This is a genomic window from Pseudomonas sp. P7548 (assembly GCF_013386585.1).
Taxonomy (GTDB): domain Bacteria; phylum Pseudomonadota; class Gammaproteobacteria; order Pseudomonadales; family Pseudomonadaceae; genus Aquipseudomonas.
In genome coordinates, this window is record NZ_JACARO010000054.1 from 17,528 (window position 1) to 37,975 (window position 20,448).

Genomic DNA, 20,448 nt, shown 5'->3' on the forward strand with positions numbered 1-20,448 from the left:
TCAGCGCATTACTGTCGTTTTGCAGTAACACGCGTGCTGCATGATTGCGGCCTGGCCTAGTCCAGGCCGTTTTTATTTGTCGCTCAAGTGCTTAGCCCGTTAGCGAATGGACTAAGGTCAGAAGTTAAAAGTTGTAAGCCCAAGGTAAATAGCCGGTAAAGGCGCTTTTCTTAATGCGCACCAGTGCTTATCTTTCAGCCTCCCAAAGAAGAAGCTCTCGCGCCCAATGGTTGATCATTCCATGCAATCCTCCCCCCGCAATTCCCGCCGCTGGTTGTTCGGCCTGCTCGTGCTGCTGGTTATCGCCGGCCTGTGCTGGAAATACTGGCCCGCCAGCCACAAGGATGCCGCCGAGAAGAAACCGGCCGGGCACGCCGGCAAGTCGGGGATGATGCGCCCGGGTTTCGGTGGCTCCACTGGCCCGATCCCGGTGCGCGTGGCGCCGGCGGTATTGGGTGACTTCCCGGTGTACTACAAGGCGTTGGGCACGGTGACGGCGCTCAATACCATCAATGTGCGCAGCCGGGTGGGTGGCGAGTTGGTGAAGATCGCCTTTGAAGAAGGGCAGATGGTCAAGGCCGGCGACCTGCTGGCGGAAATCGACCCGCGCAGCTACCAGAACGCGTTGCTCCAGGCCCAGGGCACCCTGTTGCAGAACCAGGCGCAGTTGAAGAACGCCCAGGTCGACGTGCAGCGTTACCGCGACCTGTATGCCCAGGACAGCATCGCCAAACAGACCTTGGACACCGCCGAAGCGCTGGTCCTGCAATACCAGGGCACGGTCAAGACCAACCAGGGCGCGGTGGACGACGCCAAGCTCAACCTCGAATTCACCAAGATCCGCGCGCCGATCAGCGGCCGTGTCGGCCTGCGTCAGGTCGACGTGGGCAACCTGGTGGCGGCCAACGACACCACCTTCCTCGCGGTGATCACCCAGACCCAGCCCATCAGCGTGGTCTTCACCCTGCCGGAAAACACCCTGGACACCGTGCTCACCCGCTACCACGCCGGCAACAAGCTGCCCGTGGAGGCTTGGGACCGAGGCGACCTGAAACAGCAGGCGAGCGGCGTGCTGCAAAGCCTCGACAACCAGATCGACGTGACCACCGGCACCCTGAAATTCAAGGGCCGTTTCGATAACAAGGACCAGGCGCTGTTCCCCAACCAGTTCGTCAACGTGCATTTGCTCGCCGATACCCTGCACAACGCGGTGCTGGCACCGTCTGCTGCCATCCAGTTCGGCAACAACGGCACCTTTGTCTACAAGCTCGATGGCGACAAGAAGGTCAAGGTCCAGCCCCTGGTGATCGGCGACAGCGATGGCGACAACACCGTGATCAAGGAAGGCCTGGCCGCGGGCGACCGCGTGGTACTGGAAGGCACCGACCGTTTGAAGGACGGCAGCGAGATCGAAGTGGTCAATGACAGCAGTGAAGTGCCGACCACCCCGACCGAGCACCTGCAAGGCAAGCCTGCGGCGAAAGGGGAGACCGGCGCCAGCGCCGGCAAGGCGCAAAAGGTCGGTTCATGAACCTGTCGCGGCTGTTTATCCTTCGCCCGGTTGCCACCACGCTGAGCATGCTGGCCATTGTCCTGGCCGGCGTCATCGCGTATCGCTTGTTGCCGGTTTCGGCACTGCCCCAGGTGGACTACCCGACGATCCGGGTGATGACCCTGTACCCCGGCGCCAGCCCGGACGTGATGACCAGCGCGGTCACCGCGCCCCTTGAGCGCCAGTTCGGGCAAATGCCCGGGCTGACGCAGATGGCGTCCACCAGCTCGGGCGGCGCTTCGGTGCTGACCCTGCGTTTCAACCTCGACATCAACATGGATGTCGCCGAGCAACAGGTGCAGGCCGCGATCAACGCCGCCACCAACCTGCTGCCCAAGGACTTGCCGGCGCCACCGGTGTACAACAAGGTCAACCCGGCCGATACCCCGGTGCTGACCCTGGCCATTACCTCCAAGACCATGCTGTTGCCCAAGCTCAATGACCTGGTCGACACACGCATGGCGCAAAAAATTGCGCAGATCAGCGGCGTCGGCATGGTCAGCATCGCCGGTGGCCAGCGCCAGGCCGTGCGCATCAAGGTCAACCCGGAAGCCCTGGCGGCCAATGGCTTGAACCTGTCGGACGTGCGCACCCTGATCGCCGCGTCCAACGTCAACCAGCCCAAGGGCAACTTTGACGGCCCCACCCGGGTGTCGATGCTCGATGCCAACGACCAGTTGGTCTCGCCCCAGCAGTACGCCGAGCTGATCCTGGCCTACAACAACGGTGCGCCGCTGCGTCTCAAGGACGTGGCACAGATCGTCGACGGTGCCGAAAACGAACGCCTCGCCGCCTGGGCCAATGAAAACCAGGCCGTGCTGCTCAATATCCAGCGCCAGCCGGGTGCCAACGTGATCGAGGTGGTGGACCGCATCAAGGCGCTGCTGCCGAGCATCACCGACAACCTGCCGGCCGGCCTCGACGTGGCGGTACTCACCGACCGTACCCAGACCATCCGCGCCTCGGTCACCGATGTACAACACGAATTGCTGATCGCCATTGCCCTGGTGGTGATGGTGACGTTTCTGTTCCTGCGCCGTTTCAGTGCCACCATCATCCCATCCATCGCCGTGCCGTTGTCGCTGGTGGGCACCTTTGGCGTGATGTACCTGGCGGGGTTCTCCATCAACAACCTGACGCTGATGGCCCTGACCATCGCCACCGGGTTCGTGGTGGACGATGCCATCGTGATGCTGGAGAACATCTCCCGCTACATCGAGGAAGGCGAGACGCCGCTGGCGGCCGCGCTCAAGGGCGCCAAGCAGATCGGCTTTACCCTGGTGTCCCTGACCTTGTCGCTGATTGCGGTATTGATCCCGTTGCTGTTCATGGCTGACGTGGTCGGGCGCCTGTTCCGCGAATTTGCCATTACCCTGGCAGTCGCCATCCTGATTTCCCTGGTGGTGTCCCTGACCCTCACGCCGATGATGTGCGCGCGCTTGCTCAAGCGTGAGCCCAAGGAAGAAGAACAGGGCCGCTTCTACAAGGCCAGCGGCGCGTGGATCGACTGGCTGATCGAAGCCTATGGGCGCAAATTGCAGTGGGTGCTCAAGCACCAGCCGCTGACCCTGCTGGTGGCCATCGCCACCTTGGGCCTCACCGTGTTCCTCTACCTGGTGGTGCCCAAGGGCTTCTTCCCGGTGCAGGACACCGGCGTCATCCAGGGCATTTCCGAGGCGCCCCAGTCGATCTCCTTTGCGGCCATGAGCCAGCGCCAGCAGGAGCTGGCCAAGATCATCCTGGCCGACCCGGCCGTGGAAAGCCTGTCTTCTTATATTGGTGTGGACGGTGATAACGCCACCCTCAACAGCGGTCGCTTGCTGATCAACCTCAAGCCCCACGGCCAGCGCGACTTGAGCGCCGCCCAGGTGATCACGCGCCTGCAGCCGGAAATCGACAAACTGGTGGGCATCCGCCTGTTCATGCAGCCGGTGCAGGACCTGACCATCGAAGACCGCGTCAGCCGTACCCAGTACCAGTTCAGCATGTCCTCGCCCGACGCTGACCTGCTGGCGTTGTGGAGTGACAAGCTGGTGCATGCGTTGAGCCAATTGCCGGAACTCACCGACGTGGCCAGCGACCTGCAGGACAAGGGCTTGCAGGTGTTCCTGGTGATCGACCGCGACGCGGCCTCGCGCCTGGGCGTGAGTGTGTCGACCATCACCGATGCGTTGTACGACGCCTTTGGTCAACGGCAGATCTCCACGATCTACACCCAGGCCAGCCAGTACCGCGTGGTGCTGCAGGCCCAATCCGGCGAAACCCTGGGCCCGGCCGCGCTGAACCAGATCCATGTGAAAACCACCGACGGCGGCCAGGTGCGGCTGTCGAGCCTGGCCCATGTGGAGCAGCGCCAGGCGCAGTTGGCGGTCGCGCATATCGGCCAGTTCCCGGCAGTGATGATGTCGTTCAACCTGGCCCCCGGCGTGGCACTGGGCAAAGGCGTGGAACTGATCAACCAGACCCAGAAGGACATCGGCATGCCGGTGGGCGTGCAGACCCAGTTCCAGGGCGCGGCCCAGGCGTTCGAAGCCTCGCTGTCGAGCACCTTGCTGCTGATCCTGGCGGCGGTGGTTACCATGTACATCGTGCTCGGCGTGCTCTACGAGAGTTACATCCACCCGATCACCATTCTTTCGACCTTGCCCTCCGCCGCCGTGGGGGCCTTGCTCGCGCTGCTGCTCAGTGGCAATGACCTGGGCATGATCGCGATCATCGGCATCATCCTGCTGATCGGTATCGTGAAGAAGAACGCGATCATGATGATCGACTTCGCCCTCGACGCTGAACGCAACCAGGGCCTGGACCCGCAGACTGCGATCTACCAGGCGGCGCTGTTGCGCTTCCGGCCGATCCTGATGACCACGCTGGCAGCCTTGTTCGGCGCAGTGCCGTTGATGCTGGCCACCGGTTCCGGCGCGGAGTTGCGCCAGCCCCTGGGCCTGGTGATGGTCGGCGGCCTGCTGGTGAGCCAGGTATTGACCCTGTTCACCACGCCGGTGATCTACCTGTACTTCGATCGTCTGGGCCGGCGCTGGCGCAAAGAGCCGCAAAGCCTGGAGCCGGTTGAGTCATGAACCTGTCCGGACCTTTCATTCGCCGGCCGGTCGCCACCATGCTGCTGAGCCTGGCGATCATGTTGCTGGGCGGCGTGAGCTTCAACCTGTTGCCGGTCTCGCCGCTGCCGCAGATCGACTTTCCGGTGATCGTGGTGTCGGCCAGCTTGCCCGGCGCCAGCCCCGAGGTGATGGCGTCTACCGTGGCTACGCCGCTGGAGCGCTCCTTCGGCTCGATTGCCGGCATCACCACCATGAGCAGTTCGTCGAGCCAAGGTTCCACCCGGGTGATCCTGGCGTTTGACTCCGATCGCGACATCAACGGCGCGGCGCGGGAAGTGCAAGCGGCGATCAATGCCTCGCGCAACCTGTTGCCCAGCGGTATGCGCAGCATGCCCACCTACAAGAAGATCAACCCGTCCCAGGCGCCGATCATGGTGCTGTCGCTGACCTCGGACGTGCTGCCCAAGGGCGAGCTGTATGACCTGGCCTCGACCATCCTGTCCCAGAGCCTGTCCCAGGTGCCGGGCGTAGGTGAAGTGCAGATCGGCGGCAGTTCATTGCCCGCCGTGCGCATCGAGTTGCAGCCCAAGGCTCTCGACCAGTACGGCGTGGCCCTCGACGACGTGCGCAATACCATTGCCAACGCCAACCAGCGTCGGCCCAAGGGCTCCCTGGAAGACAGCGAGCGCAACTGGCAGATCCAGGCCAACGACCAGCTGGAAAAGGCCAAGGACTATGAACCGCTGCTGATTCGCTACCAGAACGGCGCCGCCTTGCGCCTTGGGGATGTGGCCAAGATCAGCGACGGCGTGGAAGACCGCTACAACAGCGGCTTCTTCAACAATGATGCGGCGGTGCTGCTGGTGATCAACCGCCAGTCCGGCGCGAACATCATCGAGACCGTGCGGCAGATCAAGGCGCAATTGCCAGCCTTGCAGGCCGTACTGCCGAGCAGCGTCAAGCTGAGCCTGGCGATGGACCGCTCGCCGGTGATCACCGCGACCTTGCATGAAGCCGAGATGACCCTGCTGATTGCCGTCGCGCTGGTGATCCTGGTGGTGTACCTGTTCCTGGGCAACTTCCGCGCCTCGCTGATCCCGACCCTGGCGGTGCCGGTGTCGCTGGTGGGAACCTTTGCGGTGATGTACCTGTTCGGCTTCTCGCTGAACAACTTCTCGCTGATGGCGCTGATCCTGGCCACCGGCCTGGTGGTGGACGACGCCATTGTGGTGCTGGAGAACATTTCCCGGCATATCGACGAAGGCGTACCGCCGATGAAGGCGGCGTACCTGGGTGCCCAGGAAGTCGGGTTTACCTTGCTGTCGATGAACGTGTCGCTGGTGGCGGTGTTCCTGTCGATCCTGTTCATGGGTGGGATTGTCACCAACCTGTTCCGCGAGTTTTCCATCACGCTGTCGGCGGCGATCATCGTGTCGCTGGTGGTGTCGCTGACCCTGACCCCGATGCTCTGCGCGCGCTGGCTCAAGCCGCATATCAAGGGCCAGATGACCGGCCTGCAGCGCTGGAGCCAGAAGGTCAACGACCGTATGGTGGCCGGTTACGCCACCAGCCTCGACTGGGTGCTGCGCCACCGACGCCTGACGTTGCTCAGCCTGCTGCTGACCATTGGCGTCAACGTCGCACTGTATGTGGTGGTGCCGAAGACCTTCATGCCGCAGCAGGACACCGGACAGTTGATCGGTTTTGTGCGCGGTGACGACGGCCTGTCGTTCGGCGTGATGCAGCCGAAGATGGAAACCTTTCGCCAGGCCGTGCTCAAGGACCCTGCGGTGCTCAGCGTGGCCGGCTTTATTGGTGGCAACAACGGCACCAATAACGCGGTGATGCTGGTGCGCCTCAAGCCCATCAGCGAACGCAAGATTTCCGCCCAGGCGGTGATTGAGCGCCTGCGCAAGGACGTGCCGCTGGTGCCGGGTGGGCGGTTGTTCCTGATGGCCGACCAGGACCTGCAATTTGGTGGCAGCCGTGACCAAAGCAGCGCGCAGTATTCCTACATCCTGCAGAGCGGTGACCTGGCGGCCTTGCGCGAGTGGTACCCGAAGGTGGTGGCCGCGTTCCATACGCTGCCTGAGCTGACCGCCATCGACGCCCGTGAAGGGCGCGGCGCGGCGCAGGTCACGCTGATCGTGGACCGCGACCAGGCCAAGCGCCTCGGGGTGGACATGGCCATGGTCACCTCGGTGCTGAACAACGCCTATAGCCAGCGGCAGATCTCGACCATCTACGACAGCCTCAACCAGTACCAGGTGGTGATGGAGGTCAATCCGCTTTATGCCAAGGACCCAATCACCCTCAACCAGGTGCAGGTCATCACGTCGACAGGCGCGCGGATTCCGCTGTCGACCATCGCCCATTATGAAAACAGCCTGGCCGATGACACCGTACGCCATGAGGGCCAGTTCGCCTCGCAGAACATTGCCTTCGACATGGCGCCTGGCGTCACGGTGGAGCAGGGCATGGCCGCCATCGAACGGGCGGTGGCCAAGGTGGGCTTGCCGGAAGACGTGATCGCCAAGATGGCCGGCACCGCCGATGCGTTCGCGGCGACCCAGAAGGGCCAGCCGTTCATGATCCTCGGTGCGCTGGTGGCGGTGTACCTGGTGCTGGGCATTCTGTACGAAAGCTACATTCACCCGCTGACCATCCTGTCCACCTTGCCGTCGGCGGGGGTGGGGGCGCTGTTGTCCATCTACCTGTTGGGCGGTGAGTTCAGCCTCATCTCGCTGTTGGGCTTGTTCCTGTTGATTGGCGTGGTGAAGAAAAACGCGATCCTGATGATCGACCTGGCACTGCAACTGGAACGCCACGACGGCATGAGCCCGCTGGAATCGATCCGCAGTGCCTGCCTGCTGCGTCTACGGCCGATCCTGATGACCACCCTGGCGGCGATCCTCGGCGCCTTGCCGTTGCTGCTCGGCGCTGGCGACGGCGCCGAAATGCGCCAGCCCCTGGGCCTGACCATTATCGGTGGCCTGGTGTTCAGCCAGATCCTGACCCTTTACACCACCCCGGTGGTTTACCTCTATCTAGACCGCGCACGCCATCGCTTCAATGCCTGGCGCGGCGTGCGGACCGATGCTGCCTTGGACACTGCGCTATGACCGATTCAACACCCGCCAATGCACTGCATCTGTTTGCCGCTCCGATGCATTTTCCTGTAGGAGCCGGCTTGCCGGCGAAAAACGCCCAGGCACCGCGTACCTCCCGATTGAGCACGCTATCGTTGACCACCTTGGCGAGTAAACTCGTTCCAACTGTCGGGTTGGCCCTGTTGCTCAGCGCCTGCGCCATCGGCCCCGACTACAAACGCCCGGAAGTCATCGAGCCCGCGCAATTCAAGGAGGCCCAGGGCTGGCGCCAAGCCAGCCCCAGCGACTCCCTGGCCCGTGGCGCCTGGTGGGAGCTCTACGGCGACCCTCAGCTCAATGACCTGGTGGTGCGCCTGAACACATCCAACCAGACCGTCGCCCAGGCCGAAGCGCGCTTTCGTCAGGCGCAGGCCCAGGTGCGCAGTGCCCGTGGCGCGTTTTTCCCGACGGTGGACCTGAGCGCCGGCAAAACCCGCGCCAGCCAGGGCACCGGCAGCAGTAACGCCAGCCTGAGCAGTTCCAGCAGCGGGATCCGCGACACCCTCAATGCCCAGCTGGGTGTGAGTTGGGAAGCCGACGTCTGGGGCAAGCTGCGCCGAGGTCTGGAGGCCAATGAAGCCACGGCCGAAGCCAGCTCGGCGGACCTGGCGGCGATGCGCCTGAGCCAGCAATCGGAACTGGTGCAGGACTACCTGCAACTGCGGGTCATGGACGAACAGACCCGTCTGCTGCAAGCCACGCTGGACGCCTACCAGCGTTCGCTGACCATGACCGAAAACCAATACCGCGCCGGCATTTCCGGCAAGGACGCCATCGCCCAGGCGCAAACCCAGCTCAAGACCACCCAGGCCAGCCTGATCGACCTGATCTGGCAGCGCGCCCAGCTGGAGAACGCCATCGCGGTGTTGATCGGCGAGGCGCCGGCCAACTTCAACTTGGCCGTCAGCCAAAGCATCCCGGCGTTGCCGCAGATTCCGGCGAGCCTGCCGTCGCAGTTGCTGGAGCGCCGCCCGGACATCGCCTCGGCCGAACGTTCGGTGATCGCCGCCAACGCCAATATTGGCGTGGCCAAGGCCGCCTACTACCCGGACCTGACCCTGAGCCTGGCCGGTGGTTATTCGAGCAGCACCTACGCCGACTGGATCAGCCTGCCGAACCGTTTCTGGTCGGTGGGGCCCAAATTGGCCATGACCCTGTTCGACGGCGGCCAGCGTTCGGCTGAAGTCGACCGCAGCATTGCCAGCTATGACGAAACCGTGGCCAAGTACCGCCAGACCGTGCTCGACGGTTTCCGTGAAGTGGAAAACTACATGGTGCAGCTCAAGGTGCTGGAAGACGAGGCCGTGGTCAGCAACGAAGCGCTGGCCGCTGCACGTGAATCCCTGCGCCTGACCCAGAACCAGTACAAGGCCGGGCTGATCGCCTACCTGGATGTGGTCACCGTACAGGCCACGGCGCTGAGCAACGAGCGCACAGTGCTGACCCTGCTCCAGACTCGATTGGTGGCCAGTGTGCAACTGATCGCCGCGTTGGGCGGTGGCTGGGATGGGCACACATCGGCAAAAGACAACGATTAAGTGTGAACTCGAAGCCAATGTGGGAGCGGGCTTGCTCGCGAATGCGGCAGTTCAGTCAATACATTCAGTGACTGACACACCGCATTCGCGAGCAAGCCCGCTCCCACATTTGGACTCCATTCGGCTCCGGATTTGCGCTGAATTTAAGTCGGTAGATTGACGTCAAAATGCCAGTAATGGCTATACGCTAATAAATCAACTGTACAAGAATTATTCTCGCTACAATCGCTCGCTTTGCCACCTGGCACGGGCTTTTCAGGCCCGTCGGTTTTGAGAAGTCCCATGCTCATCGGTAGTTATTCTCCCTCTCTTGTCGTGATCTCCTTGTTCGTCGCGATCCTGGCGTCCTATACCGCCCTGGACTTGGCCGGCCGTATCGCGACCACCAAAGGTCGCGCGGTGTACCTGTGGATGACCGGCGGGGCCGTGGCGATGGGCGTGGGCGTGTGGTCCATGCACTTTATCGGCATGTTGGCGTTGCGCCTGCCGTTCGCCCTCGGGTTTGACCTGGGCATTACCGCGCTGTCGTTGTTGATCGCGGTGCTCTCCAGCGGCTTTGCGTTATGGCTGATCAATCAGCCGCGCTTGCCCGCCTGGCAACTGGCGTTTGGTGCGTTGGTCATGGGCGCGGGCATCAGCAGCATGCACTACACCGGCATGGCTGCCATGCGCATGACCCCCGGCATCGACTACGACCCAACGTTGTTTGGCGCCTCATTGTTGATCGCCGTGGTGGCGTCCGGCGCGGCGCTGTTGATCGCCCACAATCTGCGTCGCAACACGCCCTACGTGCGCCTGTTGCGCGGCGGTGCGGCGGTGGTGATGGGCGTGGCCATCGTGGGCATGCATTACACCGGCATGGCGGCCGCGCGGTTTGCCGATGAAAGCTTCTGTGGCGCGGCGCTGACCGGCTTGAGCGGTAAAGGCCTGGACAACCTGGTGTTGGTGACCTCGTTGGCGGTATTGATCATCGCACTGCTGACCTCGTTGCTCGACGCCCGCCTGGAAGCCCGCACTGCGGTGCTGGCCGATTCCCTGACTCTGGCCAACCAGGAGCTGACCCACCTGGCCCTGCATGACATGCTCACCGGGCTGCCCAATCGCACGTTGCTGGCCGACCGTATCCAACAAGCGATCCAAGCGGTGAAAGAGCAGGGCGGTTGCTTTGCGTTGATGTTTATCGACCTGGATGGCTTCAAGCCAGTCAACGATGCCTTCGGTCACCACATGGGTGACCAGTTGCTGCGTGAAGTCGGTTTGCGCCTGCGCGAAGACCTGCGGGGCCAGGACACCCTGGCGCGTATCGGCGGCGATGAGTTCGTGCTGCTGGTGCAATTGGGCCAGCCCGACGATGCCATGGGCCTGGCCGAGCGTCAGGTGGGCCTGCTCAACCGGGCCTTCAGTGTCGCCGAACACGAGTTGAAGATCTCCGCCAGTGTTGGCATCGCCCTGTTCCCGGGCAACGGTGGCAACCCCCAGGAACTGTTGATGAACGCCGATGCCGCGATGTACCACGCCAAGGGCATGGGCAAAAACGGCTACAGCTTCTTCGACGTCTCGATGAACACCAATGCGCGCAAGCAACTGCAACTGTTGCAGGATTTGCGCAATGCTGTCGAGCACGAGCAATTTCGTTTGTATTACCAGCCCAAGTTCGACGCGGTCAGTGGCATCGCCGTGGGGGCCGAGGCGTTGCTGCGCTGGGAGCACCCACAGCAGGGGCTGTTGCTGCCGGCGATGTTCATCGAACTGGCGGAAAAGACCGGGTTGATCATTCCGATTGGCGAATGGGTGCTCAACGAAGCCTGTCGCCAGATGGCCCTGTGGTACGCCCAGGGTTATGAGGACTGGCGCATTGCAGTGAACCTGTCGGCCTTGCAGTTCTGTCACGCGGGGTTGGTCAAGAGCGTGGCCTCGGCCCTGGAGCGCCATCAGTTGCCGGCCAACAACCTGACCCTGGAAATCACCGAGACCACCGCCATGAGCGACGCCGACGCGAGCATGACAGTGTTGCAACAGCTCTCCGACATGGGCGTCGATCTGTCCATCGATGACTTTGGCACCGGTTACTCCAGCCTCATGTACCTCAAGCGCCTGCCTGCCAACGAGTTGAAGATCGATCGGGGCTTTGTGCGCGACCTGGAGCACGACAGTGACGACGCCGCCATCGTTTCGGCCATCGTTGCACTGGGCCAGGCCCTGGGCCTGCGTATCGTGGCCGAAGGTGTGGAGACCGATGTGCAACAGAGTTTCCTGACGCGCCTGGGTTGTAATTCCCTGCAAGGCTATCTGCTGGGGCACCCGTTGCCGGCGGACGGGTTCATGGCCGATATCCAGCGCGCCGAAGACGCCGTAGCCCCTGACAAAAGCCGTGCGTGACGGGTATTCTTGGATCCAACCCTTTCTCTCAGGTTGAATCAGGAGACCACACGCATGGACAAAGTCGTCATCATCACCGGTGGCAGTCGTGGGATTGGCGCCGAGACGGCCTTGCTGGCGGCACGCCAGGGCTATCGCATCTGCATCAATTACCAGTCTGACGAAGAGGCGGCCCATCGCGTGCTGGAGCAGGTCCGTGCGCTGGGCGCCCAGGCGATCACTGTGCGCGCCGACGTGAGTATCGAAGATGAAGTGATCGGCTTGTTCAACCGCGTCGATGCCGAGTTGGGGCGGGTCACCGCACTGGTCAACAATGCCGGTACCGTGGGGCATAAGTCGCGGGTCGATGAGATGTCCGAGTTCCGCATTCTCAAGATCATGAAGACCAACGTGCTGGGGCCGATCCTGTGTGCCAAGCATGCGGTGCTGCGCATGTCGCCCAAGCACGGCGGGCAGGGCGGCAGTATCGTCAACGTGTCGTCGGTGGCGGCACGCCTGGGTTCGCCGGGCGAATATGTGGACTATGCCGCCTCCAAAGGCGCGCTCGACACGTTCACCGTGGGCCTGTCCAAGGAGGTGGCGGGCGAGGGTATTCGGGTCAACGCCGTACGCCCTGGCTATATCTTCACTGACTTCCACGCCCTCAGCGGCGACCCGGACCGTGTCAGCAAACTCGAGTCGGGCATCCCCATGGCGCGCGGCGGGCGCCCGGATGAAGTGGCCGAGGCGATTATCTGGCTACTGTCGGACAAAGCCTCGTATACCACCGGCACCTTTCTGGATCTTGGGGGAGGTCGTTAAGGGCGTGGATGATCAGGTCCGCAGGTAGCGCAGTACCTCGTAGCCTTTATAGGAAAAGGCCTGCAGCAGGCGGACCTCCGAGTTATCGGCGGTGCCGTAGCCATTCGCGCAAAAACCGTCGATGTAGCCATTGCGGTTTCGGCTGCAGTTGAGGGTGCGATCATCGACGTTGTCGATGAAACGCAAGACTTTGTCCAGGTCGTAGGCCGCGTTGGCCCGGGACTCCGCGTCAGGGTTGGCCCCGGTCCAGTCACCCATCTGCATCATCAATTCATCGATCAGGTGGTAGTTGTCCCGGTTGTCCAGGAAGTGCTTCAGCACCGGGCTTTGTTCGATGATCCGTTCTGCCGAACGATGGTCACCGGCCGGGCGCCCCTCCGGGCCGGTCATCTCGCGTACTTGTTTCTGTTCGGCTGCACGCATGTAGTTGGGGGGGATGGGTAGCGGTATAAGGTCGGTGCGAATAGGCATGCTCGTGGGACACTCAACATTGAACCAGGGAAGGTGCACTCTTCAATAAGAGAAGACTGCGCCCACCTGTGTGGCCATGTCCTTGACTCAGTTCCGGTTTAAAACGAACGCACGATCCGCCCCAATGTCTCCATCGCCTTCTCCGATGCCTCGGTCCACGGGCTGCCATAGTTAAGGCGGATGCAGTTGCGAAAGCGCTGGGTCGCCGAGAAGATCGGCCCCGGCGCGATGCTGATGCCTTGTGCCAGCGCCATCTGGAACAGCTTCAGCGAGTCGGTCTGCTCCGGCAGTTCCAGCCACAGGAAATAACCTCCGGCAGGTTGGCTGACCCGCGTCTGCGCCGGGAAGTAACGGGCAATCGCCGCCAGCATCGCACTTTGCTGTTCTTCCAGGGCGTAGCGCAATTTGCGCAAGTGTCGGTCATAGCCGCCATGTTGCAGGTAATCGGCAATCGCCGCCTGGGCCGGCATCGACGGGCACAGTGACGTCATCAGCTTCAGGCGCTCGACTTTCTGCGCAAAACGCCCGGCCGCCACCCAGCCCACGCGATAGCCCGGGGCCAGGCTTTTGGCAAACGAGCCGCAATGCATCACCAGCCCTTCAGTGTCGAAGGCCTTGGCCGGCTTGGGTGCCTGCTGCCCGTAATACAGCTCGGCGTACACGTCGTCTTCGATCAGCGGTACCTGATGGCTGCGCAGCAGTTCTACCAACGCTTGTTTCTTGGCTTCGGGCAGGATGGCGCCCATGGGGTTCTGGAAGCTGGTCATGGTCCAGCAGGCCTTGATCGGGTAGCGCTCCAGGCTTTGGGCCAGGGCGTTGAGATCAATGCCGTCGCGCGGATGCACGGGGATTTCCACGGCCTTGAGTTTCAAGCGCTCCAGCACTTGCAGGCAGGCGTAGAACGCCGGCGCTTCAATGGCCACCAGGTCGCCGGGTTCCGTCACTGCTTGCAAGCACAGGTTGAGGGCCTCCAGGGCGCCATTGGTGATCAGCAGTTCTTCCATCGGCAGCATCAGGCCCCCGACCATGTAGCGCAGGGCGATCTGCCGACGCAGTTGCGGGTTGCCCGGCGACATGTCGGTGACCACCAGGCGCGGGTCCATCTCGCGGCTGGCGCTGGCCAGGGAACGGGCCAGGCGCGGCAGGGGGAATAGCATGGGGCTGGGGAACGCCGAGCCGAACGGCACGGTGTTCGGGTCCTTGATCGAGTCAAGCACCGAGAACACCAGTTCGCTCACATCGACTTCGGTGGACTCGTGCACTTGTTCGCTCACCACCGGTTCGGAAAACGGGCTGGGCGCATGGGTATTCACAAAGTAGCCCGAACGCGGCCGTGCGCGGATCAGGCCGCGCCGCTCCAACAGGTAGTAGGCCTGGAACACCGTGGACGGGCTGACCCCATAGGTCTGGCTGGCATAGCGCACCGACGGCACGCGCTGGCCGGGGCCAAGCACCCCGGAGCGGATCAGTTCTGCGATGTCATCGGCGAATTTTTCGTAGCGTTTCATGGGGGCCTTGAACAAAAATTTAATAGGTGCACGGAACACATTGTGGGAGCGGGCTTGCTCGCGAAGGCGGGGTATCAGCCGCCTGATTTATAAACTGACCCGCCGCCTTCGCGAGCAAGCCCGCTCCCACAGTTGGATCTTTACAGGTTCGGATAGACCTCAGCGGTTCAATGGCGCCACAAAGCGGCTGTCGGCGGCACTGTAGATCCACGGCTCATCCACATCGGTGACCTTGAAGCGCAGGGTCTGCGAACTGCTCGCCGGCTTGTCGGCGAGCAGCGCCACCGACACCGGCACATCGCTGATTTCCCCCGGGGCCAGGCTGATCTCGGTCTTGCCCTGCAGCTGGAAACCTTCGGCATCCACCAGTTCCAGGCGGTAGTCCTGGCGTTGCTGGGTCTTGTTGATGACCTTGAGGCTGTAGATGTTCTCGATCAGGCCCTGGCTGTTCTCACGGAACATGCCACGGTCCTTGGTCACGTCCAGCGACACCATCGGCCGTTCGATCAACGCCACCACCAGTGCCGCAATCATCACCAACAGCACCGCACTGTAGCCGATCAGGCGTGGCCTGAGCAGGTGCGTCTTGCCACCTTGCAACTGATGTTCGGAGGTGTAGCTGACCAGGCCACGGGCGTAGCCCATCTTGTCCATGATCGAATCGCAGGCGTCGATGCAGGCCGCGCAGCCGATGCACTCCATTTGCAGGCCGTCACGGTTGTCGATACCGGTGGGGCACACTTGCACGCACAACTGGCAGTCGATGCAGTCACCCAGGCCGACGTCGGCGGGCTTGACCTCGCGTTTGCGCGGGCCACGGTTTTCGCCACGGGCGGCATCGTAGGAAATGGTCAGGGTGTCCTTGTCGAACATCACGCTCTGGAACCGTGCGTAAGGGCACATGTGCATGCACACCGCTTCGCGCAGCCAGCCGGCGTTGAGGTAGGTGGCGCCGGTAAAAAACAGCACCCAGAACAGGCTCACGCCGCCCATTTTCCAGGTCAGTAATTCGGCGGCCAGGGGCCGCACCGGGGTGAAATAGCCGACGAAGGTCAGGCCGGTGAGCACGCTGATGCCCAGCCACAAGGTGTGCTTGGCCGAACGCCGCGCCAGTTTGTTCAGGCTCCAGGGCGCGGCCTGCAGTTTGATGCGTTGGTTGCGTTCACCCTCGGTGACCTTTTCGCACCACATGAACAGCCAGGTGAACGAGCTTTGCGGGCAGGTGTAGCCACACCACACGCGCCCGGCAAACACGGTGATCGCAAACAGGCCGAAGGCACAGATGATCAGCAGGGCCGACAGCAGGATGAAATCCTGGGGCCAGAACGTGGCACCAAAGATGTGGAATTTGCTTTCAGCCAGGTCCCACAGCACGGCCTGGCGCCCACCCCAGTTCAGCCACACCGTGCCGAAGAAGGCCAGGAACAGAAAGCCTGCACCGCTGACGCGCAAGGTGCGGAACAGGCCGGTAAAACTGCGGGTATGGATCAGGGTGTCGCTGGCGTTGGCCTTCACCTTCTTTGGGTGCGCAGGCTCATGGATTTCCACGGTTCGGACGGGGATTCTTTCGCTCATGGTCGTTCGCTCATCAGCCTCCATCAGGCAGATGAACTATGAACGGCGCTCTGTTTGCAGAACAGACTCAGCTATCACGATAAAAAGCGGATCAGATAAGGCGCGCCTCACCCCCTGCGACAATGTGCTGCACCCCGTGGCGCGTGGGGTGCAGGCTGTTTGCGCAAGTGCTGATACAGATCAATCAAATCACCGAATCACTGTTCGTGGCCTTCAGGTGCTTGCGTCCGTCCTTGGCGCCGGCCACGGTCAGGGCGTCGGCCTCGGCTTCGGTGATATAAACCCGGTCCGCGCCCAGTTGCACGAAGGACATGGCTTTGTCGCTGTCGGTGCCGACGGTCACCTGTTCAGCGGGCAGGCTTTGTTCCTCGCCGGTTTCATCGACCTTGAAACGGCACGTGTGGCTTTCGATACGTACAGGCATGACAAGCTCCTTTTTATAGGCTGGTAATCGTTAGGTTCCAGCCTGTCGCCAAGCGTTCCAGGCAACTGACTGGCGGTCGCCGCTGTCCACCGCTTATCACTGATGAAAAAGGAGCGCATCCATGGACGCCTGGTGGCATGAAGTGTGGCAAACCCTGCAGGCCGAATTCGCCGATATCGGCGAAGCTCGGCAATTGACGCAGATTACCGTGCGCCTGCTGATTGCAGCCGTGCTGGGTGGCATCCTGGGGTTTGAGCGAGAGAGCAAGGGCAAGGCGGCCGGCGTGCGCACCCACATGTTGGTGGCCATGGGAGCTGCACTGTTTGTGTTGGTGCCGCAGATGTCCGGCAGCGAGGCGGATGCCATGAGCCGGGTGTTGCAGGGCGTGATTGCGGGGATCGGGTTTCTCGGGGCTGGGACCATCCTCAAGGGCAAGGAGGATGAGGCGGGACAGCACGTCAAGGGCCTGACCACCGCAGCCGGGTTGTGGATGACCGCCGCCATCGGTGTGGCGGCGGGGCTGGGGCGCGAGTCGACAGCGGTGCTGAGTACGTTGCTGGCCCTGGCGGTCTTCAGCCTGATGCCGAGGATCGTCAAACTGCTCGAAAAGGAACCGTGAGCAGGGTTTAAAGCATTGACTCAGCTTTGGCCACCTGAGCGTTCGCGTCGCATCTTTTCGATTTTACCTTTGCTCAGATGGCCGCCGAAATCGTTCAATTCTTTGGTGTTCGCCCTTGTCCCGAACATGCGCGTCTTGAGTTTCTTCAGGTTTTCATTCGAGCTGCTTAAAAAGTTGGCGAAATCGCCAAGCTCTGCATCGAATGCTTTAAATAACATTTCAAGATTTCTGTATTTTGCCTGGTGCAGGTAGTTATCACCTAACCCTTTGAGGCATGAGTTCTGGCTGGCTTCGAGCTTGTTCTTGTCTAGACGCTCGCCAATTCTTTCAAGAACCTTGGCGTTCGCTTCAGCATTTGGACCGTGCAAACATCGGCTGATATTGGCTTGGGTCATGAGTGGGCGGAGCTGGGCGAGGATCGTACGCGACTTGTCCGAGTCGGGGTTGTTCATGAGCTCTTCGATATTTTCCGGGGTCAGCAACGCGTTCAATTCATTGACGGTCTTATCCGCTTTTCCCGGTGCAGGCTGCGTGGGCGGTGTCGACCAGTCTGGGCCAGAACTCGGTGTTGAATTCGGGAGATTGGCGGGTGGTGATGGGTGACGTGGCGACACGTTGGTGTTTTGCCCAGTACCGGCAGGGGGGGCGTAATGCGGGTTGATGGTCGACATCGTTTTGGCCTCGTAGGAGTTCAACAAAACGCTACTGCCAGCAACCTGACCAGAGCGTTTACGCACCCGAGTATAAGGACGTCGAATCATGGTAAAACGGGGTATAGACCGATAGTGCTGTAAGGCATTTCGCTATTTGTGGTGTAAGGACGGCGCTCATATGCAGGTGCTGAAAAAGGGGCCGGTGCCGAGCATCGAACCCCTGAGTCTATCAATGATTCAAACGATGACGGGCGGCATCGTCTTTGGTGGTTCCTCTACCGCAGGCGGCTCGTTTTCAGGCGGCTCTTTCTCCGGAATCGGCTCCGGTTCGCTCGGCGGCAGGGTCGGGTTGTTGATATTCGGGTCCGGCGTTTCAGCCGGGATCGGGATATTCATCAGTGTGGCCTCCTTTGTGCTTTGCTCTATCGGTGGACAGCCGCTGCGGCGAATTGATTCCCCGCTCAATGGCGGCACATCCACCTGAACTTTTAACCGGGGCTCAGGCTCGGACCTATGACGGCCCGCTCAGGGAGAGCACCGCCGTATCAGAATCCGGATCAAGCAAAGAGCGTCCACAGGGCGTAAGGGGAAGATGCTCGATGACTGCTGAAACACTGGCTCCAGACGATTCCATATTGCCGCTGTCCCAGGCCTTGCTGCTGCCCAGGATCGCCATCGAAAGCACCACGCCTGTGATCGATGGCGGCGAATTTGCCGTCAAGGCCGTGATTGGCCAACGGGTTCATGTGGCCAGCAAGGTGTTCGCCGACGGCCATGACACACTCTCTGTTTTGATCCGCTGGCGCCCACTGCGCGATGAAAGCTGGCACAGCGTGGTGATGACCGACGTGGGCAACAATGGCTGGGAGGGCGGGTTTACCGTCGAAGCACTGGGGCCCCATGAATTTTGCATCGAAGCCTGGATCGATACCTTCGCCAGCTTCTGCTATGAACTGCGCAAGAAACACGAGGCCGGTGTGCCAGTCAGCCTGGAGTTGCAGGAGGGCCGCAGCCTGGTGCTGCAGGCCGCCGAGCGCAGCGAAAACGAACTGCGCGACCGCCTGATGCTGTTGCACCACGAACTCTCCGGCCTGCTGGAAACCGAGCAGGTTGCGCAGTTCCTGCACGAAGACAGTGCACACCTGATGACCCAGGCCGATCACCGTGCCTATTTGAGCATCAGCACCGTGTACCCGATCGATGTGGAACGCACGGCTGCGCAATTTGCCAGTTGGTACGAGCTGTTTCCCCGCTCGATCACCGACGATCCGGCCCGTCACGGCACCTTCAATGACGTGCACTCGCGGCTGTCGATGATCCATGACATGGGCTTCGACGTGCTGTACTTCCCGCCGATCCACCCCATCGGTCGCAGTCACCGCAAGGGCCGCAACAATTCCCTCACGGCCGGGCCGGACGACCCGGGCAGCCCCTACGCCATCGGTAGCGAGGACGGCGGCCACGAGGCGATTCACCCGCAGCTGGGCAGCCGCGATGACTTTCGCCGCCTGGTCAAGGCCGCCGCCGAGCATGGCCTGGAAATCGCCCTGGATTTTGCTATCCAGTGTTCCCAGGACCATCCGTGGCTCAAGCAGCACCCGGGCTGGTTCAACTGGCGGCCGGACGGCACGATCAAATACGCCGAAAACCCGCCGAAGAAATACCAGGACATCGTCAACGTCGACTTCTATGCGGCAGACGCGATTCCAGGCCTGTGGACCGAGTTGCGTGACATCGTGGTGGGTTGGGTGGAAGAGGGCGTGAAGACCTTTCGCGTCGACAACCCGCACACCAAGCCGCTGCCGTTCTGGCAATGGCTGATCAGCGACGTGCGTGCCAAGTTCCCGGAGGTGATCTTCCTGGCGGAAGCCTTTACCACGCCGGCGATGATGGCGCGGCTGGGCAAGGTCGGTTATTCCCAGAGCTACACCTATTTCACCTGGCGCAATACCAAGGCCGAACTGAGCGAATACTTCACGCAGTTGAACGAGTCGCCGTGGCGCGAATGCTTCCGGCCGAATTTCTTCGTCAATACCCCGGACATCAACCCAGGCTTCCTGCACGAATCTGGCCGCCCGGGTTTCTTGATCCGCGCGGCGCTGGCCACTCTGGGCTCGGGCCTCTGGGGTATGTATTCAGGCTTTGAGCTGTGCGAAGCCGCACCTGTGCCGGGCAAAGAGGAATACCTGGATTCGGAAAAGTACGAGATCCGCGTCAGGGATTTTACCGCCCCCGGCAACATCATTGCCGAGATCGCCCAGCTCAACCGCATCCGCCGGCAAAATCCGGCCTTGCAGACCCATCTGGGGCTCAAGCTGTACAACGCGTGGAACGACAACATCCTGTATTTCGGCAAGCGCAGCGAGGATGGCAGCAACTTCATTCTCGTCGCGGTGAGCCTGGATCCTTATAACGCCCAGGAAGCGAATTTCGAGTTGCCGCTGTGGGAATTGGGCCTGCCCGACGATGCCCAGACCCAGGGCGAAGACCTGATGAACGGCCACCGCTGGACCTGGTACGGCAAGACCCAGTGGATGCGCATCGAGCCGCACATGCCGTTCGGTATCTGGCGCATCACCGTTTCCTGAGCCCGATAGAGAACCCCTGTGGGAGCTGGCTTGCCTGCGATGGCGGTCTATCAGCCAACATTTCTGGCCCTGACACACTGCCATCGCAGGCAAACCAGCTCCCACATTGACCGTGCTCCATCGAGCCAATGT

The 20,448-nt window shown here is 61.8% G+C and carries 14 protein-coding genes; 9 read left to right on the forward strand and 5 right to left on the reverse strand.

The genetic code is table 11. From position 1 onward, the window contains the following. Nucleotides 1–226: 226 nt before the first annotated feature. The 6 genes from HX803_RS21585 (at nt 227) to HX803_RS21610 (ending at nt 12,478) form a co-directional block, all read left to right on the forward strand. Nucleotides 227–1,531, forward strand: a complete 1,305-nt coding sequence (locus tag HX803_RS21585; protein WP_178923337.1) for an MdtA/MuxA family multidrug efflux RND transporter periplasmic adaptor subunit — start codon at nt 227–229, stop codon at nt 1,529–1,531. After that, nucleotides 1,528–4,629: an MdtB/MuxB family multidrug efflux RND transporter permease subunit gene (locus HX803_RS21590; protein WP_178923339.1), complete on the forward strand. Its 3,102-nt coding sequence runs from the start codon at nt 1,528–1,530 to the stop codon at nt 4,627–4,629. The genes HX803_RS21585 and HX803_RS21590 overlap by 4 nt, the downstream gene beginning before the upstream one ends. Further along, nucleotides 4,626–7,733: an efflux RND transporter permease subunit gene (locus HX803_RS21595; RefSeq protein ID WP_178923341.1), complete on the forward strand. Its 3,108-nt coding sequence runs from the start codon at nt 4,626–4,628 to the stop codon at nt 7,731–7,733. Before HX803_RS21590 ends, HX803_RS21595 begins: the two co-directional genes overlap by 4 nt. Then, nucleotides 7,730–9,298 (forward strand): efflux transporter outer membrane subunit, encoded by a 1,569-nt coding sequence (locus HX803_RS21600; RefSeq protein WP_372339937.1) that lies wholly within the window; start codon nt 7,730–7,732, stop codon nt 9,296–9,298. Before HX803_RS21595 ends, HX803_RS21600 begins: the two co-directional genes overlap by 4 nt. 282 nt (nt 9,299–9,580) lie before the next feature. After that, the gene (locus HX803_RS21605; protein WP_178923343.1) at nt 9,581–11,677 is read left to right on the forward strand and encodes a bifunctional diguanylate cyclase/phosphodiesterase; all 2,097 of its coding nucleotides are present in this window, start codon (nt 9,581–9,583) and stop codon (nt 11,675–11,677) included. Between the two features lie 54 nt (nt 11,678–11,731). After that, the gene (locus tag HX803_RS21610; protein WP_178923345.1) at nt 11,732–12,478 is read left to right on the forward strand and encodes an SDR family oxidoreductase; all 747 of its coding nucleotides are present in this window, start codon (nt 11,732–11,734) and stop codon (nt 12,476–12,478) included. A 12-nt stretch (nt 12,479–12,490) separates the two neighbouring features. Here the strand turns inward: HX803_RS21610 and HX803_RS21615 are convergent, their stop codons facing one another. The 4 genes from HX803_RS21615 to HX803_RS21630 all read right to left on the reverse strand — a co-directional run bounded on the left by HX803_RS21615 (nt 12,491) and on the right by HX803_RS21630 (nt 16,456). After that, on the reverse strand, nt 12,491–12,949 hold the full coding sequence (locus tag HX803_RS21615; RefSeq protein ID WP_256732902.1) for a hypothetical protein: 459 nt from the start codon (nt 12,947–12,949) through the stop codon (nt 12,491–12,493). A 98-nt stretch (nt 12,950–13,047) separates the two neighbouring features. Then, nucleotides 13,048–14,457, reverse strand: a complete 1,410-nt coding sequence (gene mapR, locus HX803_RS21620) for a GntR family transcriptional regulator MpaR (protein ID WP_178923347.1) — start codon at nt 14,455–14,457, stop codon at nt 13,048–13,050. 159 nt (nt 14,458–14,616) lie between these two features. Beyond that, nucleotides 14,617–16,032, reverse strand: a complete 1,416-nt coding sequence (gene ccoG, locus HX803_RS21625; RefSeq protein WP_178923349.1) for a cytochrome c oxidase accessory protein CcoG — start codon at nt 16,030–16,032, stop codon at nt 14,617–14,619. A 184-nt stretch (nt 16,033–16,216) separates the two neighbouring features. Next, nucleotides 16,217–16,456 carry a DUF3203 family protein gene (locus HX803_RS21630; protein ID WP_178923351.1) on the reverse strand — a complete coding sequence of 80 codons (240 nt, stop codon included), beginning with the start codon at nt 16,454–16,456 and terminating at the stop codon, nt 16,217–16,219. Between the two features lie 121 nt (nt 16,457–16,577). On the opposite strand from HX803_RS21630, the gene HX803_RS21635 reads away from it, so the two are divergent. Continuing rightward, nucleotides 16,578–17,075 (forward strand): MgtC/SapB family protein, encoded by a 498-nt coding sequence (locus HX803_RS21635; protein WP_178923353.1) that lies wholly within the window; start codon nt 16,578–16,580, stop codon nt 17,073–17,075. A gap of 20 nt (nt 17,076–17,095) precedes the next feature. On the opposite strand, the gene HX803_RS21640 is transcribed toward HX803_RS21635, so the two are convergent. Then, nucleotides 17,096–17,746, reverse strand: a complete 651-nt coding sequence (locus HX803_RS21640) for a hypothetical protein (protein WP_178923354.1) — start codon at nt 17,744–17,746, stop codon at nt 17,096–17,098. 160 nt (nt 17,747–17,906) lie between these two features. Here HX803_RS21640 and HX803_RS21645 point away from each other — a divergent pair, with 160 nt between their 5' ends. Then, complete coding sequence (locus tag HX803_RS21645) at nt 17,907–18,212, forward strand: hypothetical protein (protein ID WP_178923355.1); 306 nt, start codon at nt 17,907–17,909, stop codon at nt 18,210–18,212. Nucleotides 18,213–18,327: 115 nt separating this feature from the next. Beyond that, nucleotides 18,328–20,316, forward strand: a complete 1,989-nt coding sequence (locus tag HX803_RS21650) for an alpha-1,4-glucan--maltose-1-phosphate maltosyltransferase (RefSeq protein ID WP_178923356.1) — start codon at nt 18,328–18,330, stop codon at nt 20,314–20,316. Nucleotides 20,317–20,448: the final 132 nt, after the last annotated feature.

Bases quoted from the DNA above. Each gene is read 5' to 3' on its own strand.
- HX803_RS21650 (WP_178923356.1), top strand. From the start codon at position 18,328: ATGACTGCTGAAACACTGGCTCCAGACGATTCCATATTGCCGCTGTCC.
- HX803_RS21595 (WP_178923341.1), top strand. From the start codon at position 4,626: ATGAACCTGTCCGGACCTTTCATTCGCCGGCCGGTCGCCACCATGCTG.
- ccoG (WP_178923349.1), bottom strand. From the start codon at position 16,032: ATGAGCGAAAGAATCCCCGTCCGAACCGTGGAAATCCATGAGCCTGCG.
- HX803_RS21630 (WP_178923351.1), bottom strand. From the start codon at position 16,456: ATGCCTGTACGTATCGAAAGCCACACGTGCCGTTTCAAGGTCGATGAA.
- HX803_RS21615 (WP_256732902.1), bottom strand. From the start codon at position 12,949: ATGCCTATTCGCACCGACCTTATACCGCTACCCATCCCCCCCAACTAC.
- HX803_RS21640 (WP_178923354.1), bottom strand. From the start codon at position 17,746: ATGTCGACCATCAACCCGCATTACGCCCCCCCTGCCGGTACTGGGCAA.
- HX803_RS21600 (WP_372339937.1), top strand. From the start codon at position 7,730: ATGACCGATTCAACACCCGCCAATGCACTGCATCTGTTTGCCGCTCCG.
- mapR (WP_178923347.1), bottom strand. From the start codon at position 14,457: ATGAAACGCTACGAAAAATTCGCCGATGACATCGCAGAACTGATCCGC.
- HX803_RS21645 (WP_178923355.1), top strand. From the start codon at position 17,907: ATGCAGGTGCTGAAAAAGGGGCCGGTGCCGAGCATCGAACCCCTGAGT.
- HX803_RS21590 (WP_178923339.1), top strand. From the start codon at position 1,528: ATGAACCTGTCGCGGCTGTTTATCCTTCGCCCGGTTGCCACCACGCTG.
- HX803_RS21610 (WP_178923345.1), top strand. From the start codon at position 11,732: ATGGACAAAGTCGTCATCATCACCGGTGGCAGTCGTGGGATTGGCGCC.
- HX803_RS21635 (WP_178923353.1), top strand. From the start codon at position 16,578: ATGGACGCCTGGTGGCATGAAGTGTGGCAAACCCTGCAGGCCGAATTC.
- HX803_RS21585 (WP_178923337.1), top strand. From the start codon at position 227: ATGGTTGATCATTCCATGCAATCCTCCCCCCGCAATTCCCGCCGCTGG.
- HX803_RS21605 (WP_178923343.1), top strand. From the start codon at position 9,581: ATGCTCATCGGTAGTTATTCTCCCTCTCTTGTCGTGATCTCCTTGTTC.